This window comes from Rhodococcus sp. WS3, assembly GCF_003797085.1.
GTDB classification, from domain to species: Bacteria; Actinomycetota; Actinomycetes; order Mycobacteriales; family Mycobacteriaceae; genus Rhodococcus_F; species Rhodococcus_F globerula.
The window spans coordinates 1,610,207-1,627,229 of sequence record NZ_RKMA01000001.1; the positions used below are offsets into that span (position 1 = coordinate 1,610,207).

The 17,023-nt window shown below is 53.5% G+C and carries 12 protein-coding genes; 2 read left to right on the forward strand and 10 right to left on the reverse strand.

Annotated elements, in window-relative coordinates:
* Positions 1–168: 168 nt before the first annotated feature.
* The 8 genes from EEB13_RS07305 to EEB13_RS07340 form a co-directional block, all read right to left on the reverse strand.
* Positions 169–1,275, reverse strand: coding sequence for an acyltransferase family protein (locus tag EEB13_RS07305; RefSeq protein ID WP_187328506.1), 1,107 nt, complete (start codon positions 1,273–1,275; stop codon positions 169–171).
* The gene (locus EEB13_RS07310) at positions 1,262–2,761 is read right to left on the reverse strand and encodes a hypothetical protein (protein WP_141484927.1); all 1,500 of its coding nucleotides are present in this window, start codon (positions 2,759–2,761) and stop codon (positions 1,262–1,264) included. The genes EEB13_RS07305 and EEB13_RS07310 overlap by 14 nt, the downstream gene beginning before the upstream one ends.
* On the reverse strand, positions 2,758–4,011 hold the full coding sequence (locus EEB13_RS07315; protein ID WP_141484928.1) for a hypothetical protein: 1,254 nt from the start codon (positions 4,009–4,011) through the stop codon (positions 2,758–2,760). Before EEB13_RS07315 ends, EEB13_RS07310 begins: the two co-directional genes overlap by 4 nt.
* Before the next feature lie 65 nt (positions 4,012–4,076).
* Positions 4,077–5,291: a polysaccharide pyruvyl transferase family protein gene (locus EEB13_RS07320; protein ID WP_141484929.1), complete on the reverse strand. Its 1,215-nt coding sequence runs from the start codon at positions 5,289–5,291 to the stop codon at positions 4,077–4,079.
* Positions 5,288–6,280 carry a glycosyltransferase gene (locus EEB13_RS07325; RefSeq protein ID WP_187328507.1) on the reverse strand — a complete coding sequence of 331 codons (993 nt, stop codon included), beginning with the start codon at positions 6,278–6,280 and terminating at the stop codon, positions 5,288–5,290. The genes EEB13_RS07320 and EEB13_RS07325 overlap by 4 nt, the downstream gene beginning before the upstream one ends.
* Positions 6,270–7,325, reverse strand: coding sequence for a glycosyltransferase family 4 protein (locus tag EEB13_RS07330; RefSeq protein ID WP_141484931.1), 1,056 nt, complete (start codon positions 7,323–7,325; stop codon positions 6,270–6,272). The genes EEB13_RS07325 and EEB13_RS07330 overlap by 11 nt, the downstream gene beginning before the upstream one ends.
* Before the next feature lie 216 nt (positions 7,326–7,541).
* Positions 7,542–8,861 carry a UDP-glucose dehydrogenase family protein gene (locus EEB13_RS07335; protein ID WP_141484932.1) on the reverse strand — a complete coding sequence of 440 codons (1,320 nt, stop codon included), beginning with the start codon at positions 8,859–8,861 and terminating at the stop codon, positions 7,542–7,544.
* Positions 8,862–8,977: 116 nt separating this feature from the next.
* Entirely contained in the window at positions 8,978–10,465 is a 1,488-nt protein-coding gene (locus EEB13_RS07340) for a sugar transferase (RefSeq protein WP_141485556.1), read from the reverse strand.
* 1,218 nt (positions 10,466–11,683) lie between these two features.
* Between EEB13_RS07340 and EEB13_RS07345 the strand changes: the two genes are divergently transcribed.
* A complete protein-coding gene (locus tag EEB13_RS07345; RefSeq protein ID WP_141484933.1) occupies positions 11,684–13,150 on the forward strand; it encodes a hypothetical protein in 1,467 nt (488 codons plus the stop codon).
* Complete coding sequence (locus tag EEB13_RS07350) at positions 13,144–14,598, forward strand: glycosyltransferase (protein WP_141484934.1); 1,455 nt, start codon at positions 13,144–13,146, stop codon at positions 14,596–14,598. Before EEB13_RS07345 ends, EEB13_RS07350 begins: the two co-directional genes overlap by 7 nt.
* Before the next feature lie 63 nt (positions 14,599–14,661).
* Here EEB13_RS07350 and EEB13_RS07355 read toward each other — a convergent pair whose 3' ends face one another.
* Together EEB13_RS07355 and EEB13_RS07360 are read right to left on the reverse strand one after the other, a co-directional pair.
* A complete protein-coding gene (locus EEB13_RS07355; RefSeq protein WP_141485557.1) occupies positions 14,662–15,579 on the reverse strand; it encodes a UTP--glucose-1-phosphate uridylyltransferase in 918 nt (305 codons plus the stop codon).
* Positions 15,580–15,846: 267 nt separating this feature from the next.
* A complete protein-coding gene (locus tag EEB13_RS07360; protein ID WP_261984461.1) occupies positions 15,847–16,980 on the reverse strand; it encodes a cellulase family glycosylhydrolase in 1,134 nt (377 codons plus the stop codon).
* Positions 16,981–17,023: the final 43 nt, after the last annotated feature.

Below are 17,023 nucleotides of genomic sequence, written 5' to 3' on the forward strand. Positions count from 1 at the left end.
ACTCGTCACAAAAACTGAATACCAAAGAAGAACGACACAGACTGCAATTAACGACGATAAGTCAACGACAATCTTACAGCCAAAGATCGGAAAAATACCTGAATCAAACGTGGTATCCAACTGAACCTGATCGAACAATTAATAGAAGGGACTATGCCATCCAGGGACTCACGACCTAACCAACCAACGTGGCGGCTCGAACAAAAAGCCCAGCCGAACACTAGGAGCGACCCGGTAGAAGACTAGCGAAACAACTGTGATCAAGATCGTCAGCGCCACAGGGTATGCGAAAGCCCCAACCGTAATCACCGACTCAATTCGGTCCCCGGATATTGACCACACAAACGCTAGAACCGAAATGAAGAAGAACTGCAAAACATAAACCGGCAAAGTACGCGCACCGATATAATTTAGCCACCTCGCAAAGACGGAATTTCCTGCCAAAAACGCGGCGGTAATACCAAACGCAATACCTATGACACTGGCAACCAGCGAAATAACCGAAATGTTAGTCCAGACGTAAAGACCGATTAATCCCGAGTACGCAAGAAAGCCAAAGAGAAGGCGAACAACATCTGATCCAGTAGCGAACTCTATAATTTGTTCTCGATAATAGGCGCCGATCACGAAGAAGATAACATTCGCAAACACGCTACCTAACAAACTGGGCGACCCGGTAAGTTGAACTGAAATGTCAACAAAGAAATCAGTAATTGGAACTCTAAATATCATCGGAACTGCCAGAAGCAATAACACAGAAACCCTATTCCACCGATAGAGTAGCCTCGCTAAAAAGAAGTATAAGGGCAATGCAAAAAGGTACCAATATCCGCTACAAACCAAAGCGATTGACGCCGCGATTCGAGTAGTCGTATCAAATGCACTTCCGGAATTCTGCCCGGGCATGAACTCGCGAACTCCCAACAACACAGACCACAGAAAATAGAGGTAAAGGGGTACAATATATCTCATTTTTGCCGAATTCAGTGAAACCAGCAATTTTGAGGATGCAAGTAAACCAGAAATTAAGAAGAATAACGGAATCCGAATAGGCGTCAGAACGGTGTCGACCGACATCCAAAAACCTACTGCCACTCGCCAAGGGCCATCAGACTCCGCGTCGAACTGTCGCACAACGTGATGAAGTACTACCAATAATACGCAAGCTCCACGTGCCACATCTACCCAAGCAAGTCTGCCCGCACCAGCAGTCGGCGTAACTTCTGCATGCGCGATTCTCACCAGGCGTTGTCGGGCATTTTTACGCCAAATCATGCCGTATCTTCTCCTTCGCCGCGACAACGGGTTCATCGCCGTTCAGTGCTTTTTCGGATGGTAAGCATCTCGCAAGAGACGCACAAATACCAATCAGGCCGAAATACAAACCATAAGTCGGGGCGGCGGTAAACACAGCCCCTGCCAATGACTCAACAAATAACTCAACCGTCCACACCGCGCATACAAGCATGATCCATTTAGAACCCGGGTCTACCGCTATCCGACAGCCGGCTAACGATCGTCGAAATACCGCGACCAGGGCAAGAACGAAACATGTACCGCCGATCAGACCAGATTCTCCGAAAACCGCTGGCCAGAACGTGTCGGTCAGGAATTTTCCCGACTCAGGAGTAGAACCCAAACCCCAAATAGAGTCATAGTTGAGAGAGCGATATTCTGGACTGTAATAGGAACGAGCCGTTGCACTGCCAAAGCGACCCAGACCCGCACCAAATGGAAAATAGTCGGCCGAAATGCTAAATCCATCGATATATAAGCGAATCCGAGCCACCGCACCAGGATTCGACAGGTACTCAGTCGCAGTCGAGTCCCATATTGACGATATGAATGGCCAGGCCAAAATCGCGATAATAGGAGACAATCCAAGCAGGGCAAATAGACCGACAACACCTCTGCCTCGAACAAGCAAATATCCGAAGCATAGAGCCAGCGCTCCCAGAACTTTCCGCCTGAACGTCAGAATTGCAGCCATAGAAGAGGCCACTAAAAGGATAGTATTCACTGCACTCTTACCGAATTGCAGCCGATATGCCAAAACGCCAATAGCGAACAGCGCGACGGTCGTCCCAAAATAACCAGGATGGACAAAAGGTCCAATAATTGGCGGAAATCCATATCGATAACCGAAACCCGAAGATTTCATCACCGAATTCATCCAAAAAGACGGGGCCACCAAATTTACGAACGCACACAGTAATATAAACGACATAATGGAAACTGAAACTCGAACGATTCGCGGTATGTCACTTGGACGCCAATCCAACTGTGCGACAGACCACCCGAATAGTATTCCCTTACCTGCCAGCAACAGGCCGCTAAGCAAAACCTCCGTCGGGACCTGACGAACAAATGCAGAAATAAGTCCGAAAGCCAAAAATATCAAGAAATAAGGCAACCCCGGTATGGAATGAAGCCGACGAGTTGCCATAAATGACCGGATCGGAAATACAGCAGCACTAATAAAGACACAGGCTTCGTCTAGGTAGCCTGCGATAGGCGCACCGGATCTATATTCAATTGTGCGAACAAATAAGAATATAAATCCCGAAAAACCGACGAACGATTTGGGCGCGCGCGTTGCGAAAGCTACAGCTGCGATTACTCCAAATAAAACAAAAACTGCACGAGAATTCGTCGAGACCGCAACTCCTGTTGACGCAGCAAGCGTGACAACAAGAATCCAGAAAATGGCGCGTTGATAGACACCCGAAAGGGACTTTTTCGGAAATTCTGACACATTCATGAGTTATCCTCCTCAACGGTAATACTTGAGCGAGAATTGTCAATATTTTTGCTCAACCTCAAGAAAAGCAACCACCATAGAATTACTTGAATTGAATTGGCAATTATCAAGGCGACCAATGCTCCAAATGCGCCGTTCGACAACGCACCCAACGCTACCGCTCCGATACTCACAGGCGCTGTGCACAGCCGCATTTTGAGTGAATCCGCTGCTCGCTGCATTCCTCGGATCGATGAAGTAGCGCCGTAGCTAAGATTATTCAGTGCGATTGAAATTGCGAGGAGCGGGGCCAGCACGATTCCGCTGTCCCAAGAATCATTTAGGAGGAGTCGCCCAAATTGTTCCGGCAACAGAAAAAGCAGTCCTAGATAGGTCAATGTCACGGAAAACAAACCCAATGACACACGTACGGCAAATCTTCGCAAATGCGCACTGCTATTTTTCTTCGCAAGGTTGGCTGCGGCCGGCAGAACGACGACTGCTGCACCCAGTGCAAGCACGTTCACAGGTCCAAGCATCACTTGGGCTGAGCGCAAACCACCCACCTCCGCCAGTCCTGCAAAAGCGCCCACAATAAATACGGTCCCTTGTTGCACACCTGCCAAAGTGAAGAACTCGATTAAGAATCTAGGTGACAGATCTCGATGCTCCGACACCCACCGAGAAATGCCACAAGGGTCCGGTAACGATCCTAAACGGAAAGTTTGAAATATTACAGATGCCAGTGCCCCCAGCCCCCACACAACAATATATGGAACCACATCTCCGACACCGCGGACAATGAATATAAGATACAAACCAAACTGCACAACGCACCAGATGGTATCTGCGTAGAGCGCATTTCGGGGCAGCCCAACGCTGAAGCTTATGTATCGCCCTACGTCTTGCCATATTAGAACAGGAAAAATAAGAGCAAGCGCAAGCAACGATCGCTGCAATACGCCGTCTGCCATGATTGCCATGGCCAATGAAACAGCTGTCCCGACCAAACCAAACATTACTCCAGCCGCAGAGACGGTCCTGGCTTCAGAAACATTTAGAATCTCGCCGACTGCGGAATTTCGCACCAGCAGCGCTTCACCGATAAACGCACGGGAAGCGCCTTGAACGATTAGAAAAAGTGCAAATACTAGACCGAATGCTCCGAATTCTCCAAGAGTAACCTGGCTAGCAATTGCGATCGACATCGCAAGGTTAGAAAGACTGGCCAATGCTTGGTCAAGAACAGAGGCACCCAACCTACCGCGCATTCTACTTGGAACTTTCCTGGCGTGTTGGGCACCGGAACGGACCTTCGCAGTAGAATGCGATACGTTCATAGCGATCCAGCCACAATTGCCGCATGGAGACACTCTTCCCTGAGTTCGGAAACAGTCTCGGGCGACAACATCATGGTCTCAGGGTTGGTCATTAGCTCAGTGACCCTTCCGGTGACCCACTCGCTCGATACATCTTCAATCCTGCAGACATAGTCGTCTAATCCAAGACGTGCAAATAGCTCCACAGTCTTGAACTCATATGCGATAGCAATAACTGGGACCCTGGCAATAAGGGCTAATATTGCCAGATGCATCCGGGTCGTAATCACTCCGGCCGATTGGTTCAACTCATCGAGCAAATCGTCCGGAGTATGATGTTGGGAATCGATGGCTATGCCTAAATCCTGAAAAAGTTTGGTCGCTGTGATTGAATCGTCAATGCCGTACCCTTGGACTCCCTGACACGTCGAAAGAGCTCGAACAGTACCGCCATGATTTTCCACGGCTGTGACAGCAGATCGACATGCTGTGCCGTACTGCGACGATCCAAGGGGTCGACCAGTGGATGTCAGATTCCACTCGCGTACAGATATAATCACGGTCTTGAGTTCAGAATTGCGAGGTTTCGGATGCGGTTTCAGCGCGAAGGCTGCATCCGCACAAACTCCGCCGGGCAGCCTTTTCTCGGTTAGCTTGCCCCAGCTATCAGCGGACCGCTGATCCCGGAAAAATACCGCCGAAGCTACGCTAGCAATTCGCGAGGCTGAGCGCGCCGATCGATTCGTCAAAAACGGACCCATAGATTGGGTCCAGAGAACTACATCCGATCCCAGTTTCGCAGCGAATCTTAGTTCAAGTTCCCTCGGGCGAAAATCGTAATGATCAACCAAATACGTTCCACCACTGCTGACCACGAGATCCGCGTCGGCATAAATGGCTAGGCTGCGCCCGAAAGAGCTATCAATTTTCTTAATTCGATCAATGAACTTTCGAGTCAACGTGGAATTTGAGAGTAGAAATAGCACGCTAAGTATCTTCAATTGCTGGCGAATCTTGCGTACATATCTGTTTTTCATTGGGACGGGGTAACAAAGCTGCTGATGGACGTTCCACTCAGGGTACAGCAAAGAAGTCACTTCCGAATTTGCGTCCATCACCGTTATCTGAGATGAAGAGCTAACCCCCTCTGCGATAAGTGCCTCGCGGATACCTTGACATATTGCAGCGTCACCCGTATTGCTCAACACCGCATTTGTGATTACGACCTTCATCGTGCCGTTTCCTCAGATCGTGACGATGAATCCTGTGATCGTCCTTCAATTACAACGGTCGATGCTGCAACCAACTCTTCCCAGGTAATTTCGTCCGCATCGATATTTCTAGCCAGCCCGCGAGATGAGAGCTCACGCGCAATCTGTAATTGATGATCATCAACATGTTCGCCGCTAACTGCTCTTCGTGGGACAAGAATTGGAGACCTACCCAGATCCAGAATCTGCATTGCGGAACCCACACCGGCGTGACTAATCACGATGTCACTTTCGCGTACCAATTCGTTGAACTCGGTCGCACTAATGGTGTCATGCACCGTTCCCCGCAGGTCAGTGCGAGTTGTAACCCCAAGTTGCCATGTAACTTCGCAGTTCCCAGGAATCGTGTTCGCCAGCGCGTCAACTAACCTGTCGAACCTGTATGGCTTAATAGTTCCTAGCGTTACGAAAACTTTCAGCGAACCACTCCTCGGAGAAGTTGATTTCTTAGAAACTGAATAGTCCTCAAGAACGGACATTTTGTATTTCCATTTGCTGGATGCCCATCCTGCATGCTGCGTATAGGTTTGTATTCCAGGAATACGAGCGAGGATCTTGCCGCTAAGCGATGGACCGTCGAATCGTGAGACGCTTTCGATGTAGATTGATTCACGCCCAAGTAGTCTCGCGAGGGGCAGCGCAACAAGCGCAATCGCCGCGCCAGTACTTATCACTGTGGTGCACCGTTCGCCTTTTAACGCACGGAACACAGAGGGGATAGCCTTGATCAAGCCTTTGAAGTCACGTGGAGCAATATAGGGCGCGTAGGTCACGCGTTCGTTTTCCAGCAACGACCTCGATTGCGGGTGGTCGAACGTTATCCAAAGCGGATCGTTCTGAATATCCAATCTCGGTCGTAGACGCACCAACTGCGCGAGATGCCCCCCTGTCGACGCGACCAGGATCGTACCGCTTCTACCGATGGGGTCGGGAAGTTGTCTAAGCGACATTCTCTTTGCATCCTTCATTCGATAGTCTGACCCATTCATGTTCCATTTCACGCGCGATAATTCTCTCGGAGAACTCATCCAAGATTCGTTCTTGCCCTAGAACGCCAAGATTATTTCGAGCATCACTATCTTCCATCAGGAATGACAGCGCCTCCGAGAGCGCAGAATCAGAACCGACAGTCACCACCAATCCAACATCTTTCAGAAGCGATTCAATTTGTCCGACCGGGGTGGATATTACGGCGCATCGATGAGCCATGGACTCAAGCAGAAACATCGGCAGAGCCTCTGCCCTCGAAGGGAGTATCGCTATTGCTGCTCTACTCTGCAGCTCCTTAACCGCAGAATGCGGCACTGTTCCCAATACCTGTATGCTTGCGTCTTCTGTCTTGATACCCATTGTATCGGGACCAGCCAGTAGCAGTTTCCATCCTTCTTTGACCGACCCCAATTGCGACCAAGAATCGAGAAGCACATCAACACCTTTACGGTTCGATAACTCGCCCGCAAATAAAACAATTTGCTCTTTCGTCACGATCGCTGCTGGAACAGAAACACCATTGCGTGTCTTCGCGACTCGAACTGATTCATCGACCAGCGATTTTACTTTCTCGCCAGTTTCGTCCGTCAATACAAATACAGTTGACGCTTGATTCAAAATGCCGCGGACGAGCTTTGGTCTACGATTCGCGAATTCAACGAAGTTGCTTCCATGCAGATGGATTCCAACAGGAATTCTTAACATCCTTGCTAAGAATGCCAGGGATCCCTCTCTTATAAAGGCGCCGCCTTGCGAAAGGTGAAATATGAAAACTGTTTTGCCTGCACTTCGGCTTGTGATCGCAATGTTAAAAGCGCTACGAACCCAAGTAATCGGAGAGAGGAAATCTCTCCTGCCTCTTGTCGATCGTAGTCCACGAACCGAACAGACCTCGTAGTCCCATGCTAGGTATTCCGACACAACTTGTGCCATGCCTCCAGGCAAATCACCGACCACGCCGACGTGCACTACCTCCAGATTTTCTGCCTGACGGTGATTTCTCACAGCGCCTCCACGGACACAGCACTCAACGACCTTGCTGGTCGATATAAAGGGCCCCCAACAGCGATCTCACTACGCTCCATTGCTTCCATCCATTCCTTGAATCACCACCGACGCAGGGGTTTCAACATTCGACACCGAAAAATCAGAATTTTGATCGTCCGTCCGAAAACCGGACTGCTACTTCATTTCCTGCGGCAACGTTTCGCATTATCTCCGTCATGGTCGGCCCAAACCGCGGTATATCCAGCCGCCCGCGCGCCATTGTTCAGGATTCAAGCAATTCCTACCATCGATCAACTTCTTCTGTCGTACAACGGAATCGAGCGTGCTCGGCTTGAGTTGCTTGAATTCTTTCCACTCGGTGAGAACAAGCACAACATCTGCTCCATCACACGCTTCCGATACCGACGTGCTATACGCAAGCGTGGGAAAGAGTGCACGTGAGTTTTCCATCGCTTTAGGGTCGTACACATTCACAGCGGCGCCCTGAAGCTGAATCTGGCCGGCGACGTTTAGCGCGGGCGAATCGCGTACATCGTCGGAATCAGGTTTAAAAGCGGCTCCAAGCACTGCGACCCGCGCACCTAAGAGAGACCCACATGCTTCCCTCGCAAGCTCCACCATCCGTGTGCGGCGACGCATATTGATGTTGTCTACCTCGCGCAGGAACGTCAATGCCTGATCAGCGCCCAATTCACCGGCTCGCGCCATAAATGCACGAATGTCCTTGGGGAGGCACCCGCCACCGAATCCGATACCGGCATTCAGGAATTTGCGACCGATACGCTCGTCGTGGCCGATTGCGTCGGCCAAGACAGTCACATCGGCACCTGCAGCTTCACAGACTTCAGCGATTGCATTGATGAACGAGATCTTGGTGGCCAGGAATGCATTGGCTGACGCTTTGACCAGCTCAGCGGTTGCCAAATCAGTGACTATGAGCGGTATCTTCTCGTCTAGCAATTGCGCGTAAACCTCACGTGCCAGATCTTCAGCGCGACCCTTGTTTCCCCGCTCCACACCAAGGACCAACCGATCCGGATGCAAAGTGTCTTTGACTGCAAATCCTTCGCGGAGAAACTCGGGGTTCCACGCCACCTCAACTCCGTCGCCTGCAGGTGCCAGTTTCCGAGCAACCGCGCCAAGTCGCTTGGCTGTACCTACGGGCACCGTTGACTTGCCAAAGATGACTGCAGGCTTCGTCAGCAGTGGTGCCAATGTCTCGATCACAGCGTCCACATACTTCATGTCAGCGGCAAACTCGCCCTTCTTCTGGGGCGTTCCGACACCAAGAAAGTGAACATCAGCAAACTCGGCCGCCTCTTCGTAGGACGAAGTGAAGCGCAGGCGGCCAGCAGCGATATTACGTTGCAGGATCTCTTCGAGCCCCGGCTCCCAAAACGGGACCTCACCGGCCTCAAGCTTCTGCAACTTCGACTCATCGACATCGACTCCGAGTACTTCATGGCCCAACTCGGCCATGCACGCCGCGTGCGTGGCACCCAGATAGCCTGTACCGAATACTGTGATTCGCATGCTCTCGCATTTCCTTTACGTTCAGCCGACATAGTGTGAGCGAATGATTTCTGAAAGATGGTTTCTGTCGCACGATGCGATGCGGCCTATGGGTTCTACCCAGGTTGGACGTCAGATCAGTACGCCCCATCACTAGCCACTACAGCCTTGAGCGTTTTAGCAACGATCAGCACGTCGCCCATCATTGACCAGTTATCGACGTATGAAAGATCAAGCCGCACAGTGTCTTCCCAAGAAAGGTCCGAACGTCCACTTACCTGCCAGAGACCGGTGATTCCGGGCTTGACCAGAAGCCGCCGGCTCACTGTGCCGTCATAGGCCTCTACTTCTCGCCGCAGTGGAGGGCGCGGTCCAACAACACTCATCTCGCGTCGCAGAACATTCAGGAACTGTGGTAGTTCGTCGATCGAGAATTTGCGCATGAAGCGGCCCACCGACGTGACTCGAGGGTCGTCACGCATCTTGAACAGAACGCCGGCACCCTCGTTGTTTTTCATCAGAGCGTCGACTTGCTTATCAGCATTCTGGACCATCGAACGGAACTTCAGCATCGGGAAGGGTTTGCCGTCCAAGCCCATTCGCTCCGATTTGTACAAGACCGGGCCCGGGCTGGTCATCTTCACAGCCACCGCTGTAGCGAGCAGCACAGGGCTAATGAGAATCAAAATCATTGTGGCAAAGACAATGTCGAACGATGTCTTCGCAAACTTCTGCGCGCTGTGATAGCGCGGGCGTTCCACATGGATCAACGGAAGGCCTGCAACCGGCCGCATCGAGAGCCTGGGGCCTGAGACATCCAGAATGCCTGGCGAGACAACAAGATCGACTCGCTTGCCCTCGAGATCCCATGCGAGTTTGCGCATTCCGTCCAAGCCCAGATGCTCGGTCGCGGTGACGGCGACGGTGTCTGCACCCACCACATCAAGGGCTCGGGTGACATCGCGTTCGTCGCCTAAGACCGGGATACGTCGGCCTCCGACCGTGATCACATCATTCATGTCACTGTTATGGCCCGGTGTGCAAACACCAACCACCCTGAATCCGTCAGCCGATCCGCGCTCGAAGTTCTCCGCCAGATTCACAACGGCGTGGCGATTTCCCACAACAAGCACCGAGGTTCTGAATTCACCCCGTGCACGTCGACGGGCAATAATTCGTCGCCAGAACCAACGGTTGGCCATCAATGCGATCATTCCGACGGGGAAGGCAAACGCCAGATAGAGACGTGCGATGTCAATCTGAAGGAGCAGGCTTCCTATCGCGATCAAGCCGAACAGTCGCACCGTGCTGACAAAGATCCGCCGATACTCTTCCGGCCCGCTCCCGATCACTCGGATCGACCTAGTTCGGAAGATACTGAGCGTTGCGATCCACGCGACGATCAGGACTAGCGAGACGGCGGTGTAGCTGTAGTTCCCAACGCCGTTGGTACTCACCCCACCCGAGTCCGCGCCGAAACGGAACCACTGAGCAAGAAAAACCGCTGCGACAATAATTGCCGCATCACTGACGGCCAACCGTCGAACGTAAGCCGCTTGCCATCGATGTCGCGAAGACACCTCCGAATGAGCGTCAGGCGCCGCCGGTTGAACTGCCGGCGCCACCGCACGAGGGCTCGTACGAGACCCTTCGCTTTCGTTGAGCGCTGTCACTTTGTCAGCTCTCCTTCCTGGTCAGGAAATTTCCGAATCAACTACTCTTATGAAAAGTGCTCGAAACAATCCGAAATTGCCTGACCACCAGACGCGACTTGAGCAATCGTCTCGCACATCCGTTTCACACTGATTGATCGCATTCTGCGGCTGTCCGTTACGTACCATGCGGGATCTATTTCACCACCACCCTGCAGATGGATCAAATTTAACTAACAGCGCAGGTCGGCACAGGTGATGAACCTCGATCGCCAAGTTGGTTCAAAACGGCAGATCGCCGATCATTTTTTTCAGTGGTCAAGTCATCCGCTCGCCAGGTTGGGGCAATTTCAGGCCTGACAGCAAAGTTTGAGCAAATACCGGTCCTCGCCCTCTTAGTCGCTTCGGCAACAGTGCGCCGATCAGTTGCCAGCCACGTAAACCGGGGAGATATGTGCAGATCAAAGCCTTTTCCGTCGAATCAACTGTAATTGCGACTTTACGAACGGGATACAGACCAAATCACCCGAGAAGTTTGCGACCTTTGTCCCGTTTCGGTTTTTGACCATTCGCGGGCGATAACTACGGCTATCCAGAAGCGAATGAACCGGTACCGCGAAAGCCCAAACCGTGCAACACCGAGGATTCCTGCTGGACGATTGTCCACTTACCGTCTATATTATTTTGCTCACAGGAGCGTTAAATCTCAGGATGTGAAACAGCAACGAATGCAAGTCGATGTGGCAGCCCGTTACCGTCGGTCACGCCCATGCCTCACCAAGCCGAGAAATCGGACAAATCGCCGTCTATCTGCGACGCAAAGTAGGGGTTACTTCGAGATTCGTCCGCTCGTAAATCTCGTAGCATTGCTCATTCGAGACCGCACCTCACGGAATCTACAATACTGACCGAAAGTAACCACCATTAGGGACTTACGTCCCTAATGGTGCATGCAATTGATAAGAGTGAAATACGCGGCCGAGATAGGCGTTCCGCGCTCGATCTTGGAGGCGCGAACTACAACGCGTACAAACTTGATGGGATAGCAATCGACCAGTGAAACGCATGTCGTCCAATTCGTGCGTCCCACAAAATCGCGTAAGGTCAAAATTCGGACATACACCCGAAGACTCCCCAACGAGGTCCGCAATCCGGTTCGTTGACCAGTCACGCTCGAATGGGACTCACACCTTGAAGATCAGCACTATCCGCGCTGAGTCGGGAATTGTTCCGCGGCTCACGGTCCGTTGGTTGATGATCGCAGCAGCCACAATATTTGCGTTCTGGCCAACGTGGAACAACCTGTGGCGCAGCACAGTCGATGGCACCGCGATTGGGTTCGTATTTGTACTGCCACTGCTGTGTGTTGTTGCAGCTGTCGGCACAGACCTCAGGCGGGGTCCCGAACTCCCGATCCATGATCGGGAAACGGACAAGATCGTTGGCGGCATCGGCTTACTCGTCGCGCTGGGTATGCAGGCGCTGCTGATGCCGCGATTCGGGGACAACTACGAGCTGATGCACATCGATGCGTTGGCGGCTTGGGTCTTTGTCTGGGGCGCAGCAGTTCTCATGTTCGGACTTCGCCCCGTCAATCGGTACTGGTTGATCTGGCTGACGCCCATGGTTTTGAGCCCGCTTTTCTACCGAACGTTGGCAATCGAATTGGGCGGTACTCGGTTCGACTACAGCGTCATCATGGTTGTTGTCGCCTCCACGGCCACCACCATTGCCGTCAGTCGAAACTGGCGACGAGGTTTGGTTGCCTTCTTGATCTCCATCGCCCTCGGCACTGCCTTGGTGTACTACCTGTCGAACCAGTTTCCGACGGTTCCGCTATTTCTGGTTCAACTATTTCCCGCAGTCGGAACTGCGCTGCTGGTCGGCGCTATCTTCTATCTGTATCAACGCCGCGGCACGGCGCTTAAACCTTTCGATCGTCCGCTCCGCAAGCCGTCAACCAAAACCAGCGACTGGACCATCCTCTTCGTGTTCGGCGTTGCAATACTGATCGCCCTCACACCGCTCCCCAATGCCGACGATATTCCGATTTCCCAAGGCCCACCGGCCACTGCGGATCCTCGATTGGTGGTACCGGCGGGGTGGAGTCAAATCTCCACCGAAGAGTTCGATTGGCCGCAGCGGTACTTCGGGTCTACATCCACGCTGACGCGACAGACAATTCGCGCCGATACGCCAAATCCCGCGTGGGACGCTCTCATGCGCCAGCGCACTGTACAAATGGATGTTCTGCAGGTCCGTCGTGCAGCGACTCTCTCTGTTTACCCGAGCAGTGCAACGTACGAGTTGCAGAACGCGCGTGTCAGCCCCACTGTGCAGGTCGAACTCACGCGCGGTGTCGTGGCCGAGATGTACACCATCGTCGACGATGCTCTCCTTCTCACCTGGAGCAATCTCAACTTCATCTGGACCCGTGGCGACGGTGCCGCACAACGCGTCAGTCTCATCACCGTCGACAACCACGAACCGGACGCCTATTTCCCGGAGCCCAGTCCGTCGATGGCCTCGAATGGCGGAAATAGTCTCGCTCTGCTCTTGCGAGGGAAGAGCTCAACCGAGGACAACGAATCACAGTACAAAGACCTCGGGATGCTCAAGGCATTGGGACGACTCATCGTGGAGGCTCAAAAATGGTGAACACCGATCTGCTGGTGCACGGCGACAAAGCCTCCGATGCATTCAAAGCTGCTGCCCTCCATGACGCAGTGAATGGTCTGCGTGAGCGCAAGCCGATTTCCTCCGCCTCGGTGGCGTTCTACCCCTGGCAGCGCAATGTCCTGTTCGCGCTTCTCGCGGTCGCAATCTTGTGCCTGGTCTTTTTCCTCACTCCCACTCTGATCACACTCACTCTGCTGTGCACGCTCGGATATGTCTGGACGATGGTTGATCGGCTCATTCTCTTCATGCGAGGCCTGGATGCGTCGGCCATCATGACCATCAGTGATGAGGTGGCACTTGCCCTTACCGATGACGAACTGCCGCTGTATACGATCCTGGTGCCCGCTTACAACGAGCCAGAGGTTGTGGGCGATCTGATCGCAGCAATGCGGGCAATCGACTACCCGAAGGAAAAACTCCAAGTTCTCCTCCTTCTCGAGGAAGACGACATCATCACCATCGAAGCCGCCGAATTGGCCGGCGTCGACAAGGTTGTCAGCATCTTGAAAGTCCCGGCGGCAGATCCACGCACCAAGCCGAAGGCCTGCAACTACGGACTTCACTTTTCTACGGGTGAGATCATCACGATCTACGACGCCGAGGACTCGCCCGATCCACTTCAATTGCGCCGAGTAGTAGCAACTTTCGCTCAGTTGCCGGCAAATACCGCATGTGTCCAGGCGAAACTTGCCTTTCACAACGGCACACAAAATCTGCTGACGGCATGGTTCACCGCTGACTACGCCCTGTGGTTCAACTTCATCTTGCCCGGCCTCATGCGAAGCAACTCCCCCATTCCCCTGGGTGGGACATCAAATCATTTGCGACGCAGCGTGCTTGACGACATTGGCGCCTGGGATCCATTCAACGTCACAGAGGACGCCGATCTCGGTGTGCGGATCGCTGAAAGCGGCTACCGCACCGCCGTCCTCAACTCGACAACGCTTGAAGAGGCGAACAGCGACACCATCAACTGGATCCGTCAGCGATCCCGTTGGTACAAGGGTTACTTGCAGACTTGGCTGGTTCACATGCGCCAGCCGGTGAAGCTGTGGCGCGGGATTGGGACCGTCGGGTTCTTGCGATTTACCATCCTGATGGCGGGAACGCCGGTGGTTGCCGCACTGAACACGATCTTCTGGCTTCTGAGCCTGGGCTGGATACTCGGCCAACCCGCGATAATCCAACAGATTTTCCCCAGCTACGTGTACTTCCCGGCCCTCGCGTCGCTCGTCTTTGGAAACGCCGCCGTGATGTACATGAATCTTGTTGCGTGCCGCGAGACGCGGAATGCCGCCCTGTTGATTGCGTGCCTGACCGCGCCACTGTATTGGGTGCTGATGAGCATCGCAGCGATCAAGGGCACCTACCAATTGATTATGAACCCGTCCTACTGGGAGAAAACGTTTCATGGTCTGAGCAACTGATTCTTCCGACCACACACACAGACAACTCCGCCCGGGACGATGTCCCGGGCGGAGTTGTTTATCTCAGTAGGTAAGTTGCGGGTCCGGTTGGCGAAGACGCTCCTCCAGCCAGATTCGCAATTCCGGTCCGTACTCTTTACGTCCCAGTGCATGGTCAAGTGAGGCTCGTAGGAATCCACCCGGGTTTCCGAGATCATGACGCGATCCCCGGTGCACCACAACGTGGACGGGATGCCCCTCACTGATCATCAAGGCAATCGCGTCGGTCAACTGCAACTCACCGCCCTTACCCGGTTTGATGGAGCGCAGGGCGTCAAAGATCTTGCGATCCAATAGATACCGGCCAACAGCAGCTAAAGTTGAGGGCGCACTGTGCGTATCCGGCTTCTCCACCATGCCAACGACCTTGAGAACGTCAGGGTTGTCGGAGTCTGGCTCCACGTCAAAAATTCCGTATGCACTGACTTCATGTCGCGGCACGTCAAATGCGCAGAGAACAGATCCTCCGCGCTCCTCCCTGACCCTCGACATGGCCTCGAGCACCCCACCGGGATGCACTAGATCGTCCGGAAGCAGAACCGCGATGGCGTCCTCGTCGGGGCCGAGAACCGATTCCGCCAGGCCGACGGCGTGCCCCAAACCGAGAGGAGACTCCTGAACAACAGGTTCCACCGAGATCAACCCCGGCGCCTTTCGGACCCGCTCCAGGAGATGATGTTTTCCCGCATCCTGCAATCTGTTTTCGAGCACAACATCTTCCAGGAAATGCGCCATGACACCCGCTTTTCCGGGCGCCGTGACGATAACCAAACGTTCCACTCCCGCAGCAGCAGCCTCACTGGCGACCAATTCAATCCCCGGTGTATCTACCACCGGCAGAAGCTCTTTGGGAACCGTTTTGGTTGCCGGCAAGAAACGAGTGCCAAGCCCAGCTGCCGGCACCACCGCAGTCTTGATCGAGGATGATCGCACTGTAGTCATCATTTACCTTTCCTGATGCAGACTCATTCATCTACACGCCGCTGATGTTTCATCTACACGCCACTGATGCCGCGCGGATCTCTTCGATGAGTGCCTATCGGATTCTGAGCTGCACGTTGCAACTACTGCGAAACATACGTCAGTTTTGCAATACATTACACCGGCTCCGCTTCATGAAGGAAGCTACACAATTCCCCAAAAAGCCGCCGAAAGAACTAGTGCCCCTGGGACCTTAGTCCCAGGGGCACTATTAGAATTCGGAGCTTCTCAGCCCCATTCGGCTTCAGCCGCGACAACTCCATATAGCGGGTCGTCGTAACCGATATCCATGGTGCATTCCGTCGGACGAGGATCAGGCACAAAGGCCCACAGCAACGCCCCGGCGGTGCCGGCTGTCTTCTGACCCGCAATCTTGTCGCCGATGTGTGTCGCCCGAGTTGCGAGAGGCTCACAGCTACCGGCCAATTCACCGATTTCGGCCACCAACAGCGGCTTTCCGGCCGCAGTGGCCTGGGTAATGCGACGCGCCAGTCCATTCCACTGGTCACCGGGAAGAGCAACACCATCAGCGCCGTAATCGTGGTACTGAACAACGTCGACGTAGGGCGACTCGCTGACGTACTGGTAATCGTCACCGCCGGTGCCACATTGGCCGCCGCCGAGAAGACCAGCCGTAATCAAGGTCTTGGGATCGAGCGCCCGCACTTCTGCACCAGCCGCGTCGTAGAACGAGCGCAGAATCTGCGCTGTGTCGGACGGGCACGTCCTGGTCCACCAATTGCACGCCGTGTCGGTGCATAGGCTCGGTTCAGGTTCTCCCACCAATTCCCAAGCCGCCAGCGACGGAGAGTCTTTCCACCTCGCGACTGCTATATGCATCCAGTCTTGAAAGCTGATCAGCGACTTCGCAGCATTGGCGTCGAAGTCTTTCCAACCATCGACGTACCAGCTACGTTCCTTGAAAGTTTCGTTCTCGCAGGCTCCGTCCTGCGGCGAGAGGACGGGCAGAATCATCTGGTTGTGGTCCTCGGCTGCAGCGAATACCGCGTCCATAGGTCCAAAATCCAGCTCACCCGTGAATTTGTTGATCGCCAAGGCCTGAAACAGATTGAAACGCGTCAGAGACTTTGCCGGCAACGATCCAAAATAGTCGTCGAGATCGACCATCGCACCGCAACCCCAGTTCACCCCCCAATCGGTGGCGAGCTGATAGGCATTGAAACCTGTTGGAAACCAATCTTGTCCGTCGAGTTTCAATCCATCGACGGTGGCGGTGACGCGGGCTCCCGGTTGCGGGGCCGCATCCACCGTGCGTGCGGCCACGCCACTCACGGTGAGAACAGTAGCGGCACTGACAAGAACTGCGGCCACTCGACGCCAGACAGACGTTGGAGGTTTCATTTTTTTCACTCTCGGAGACATGTTTACCCATCGCTCGAACGCA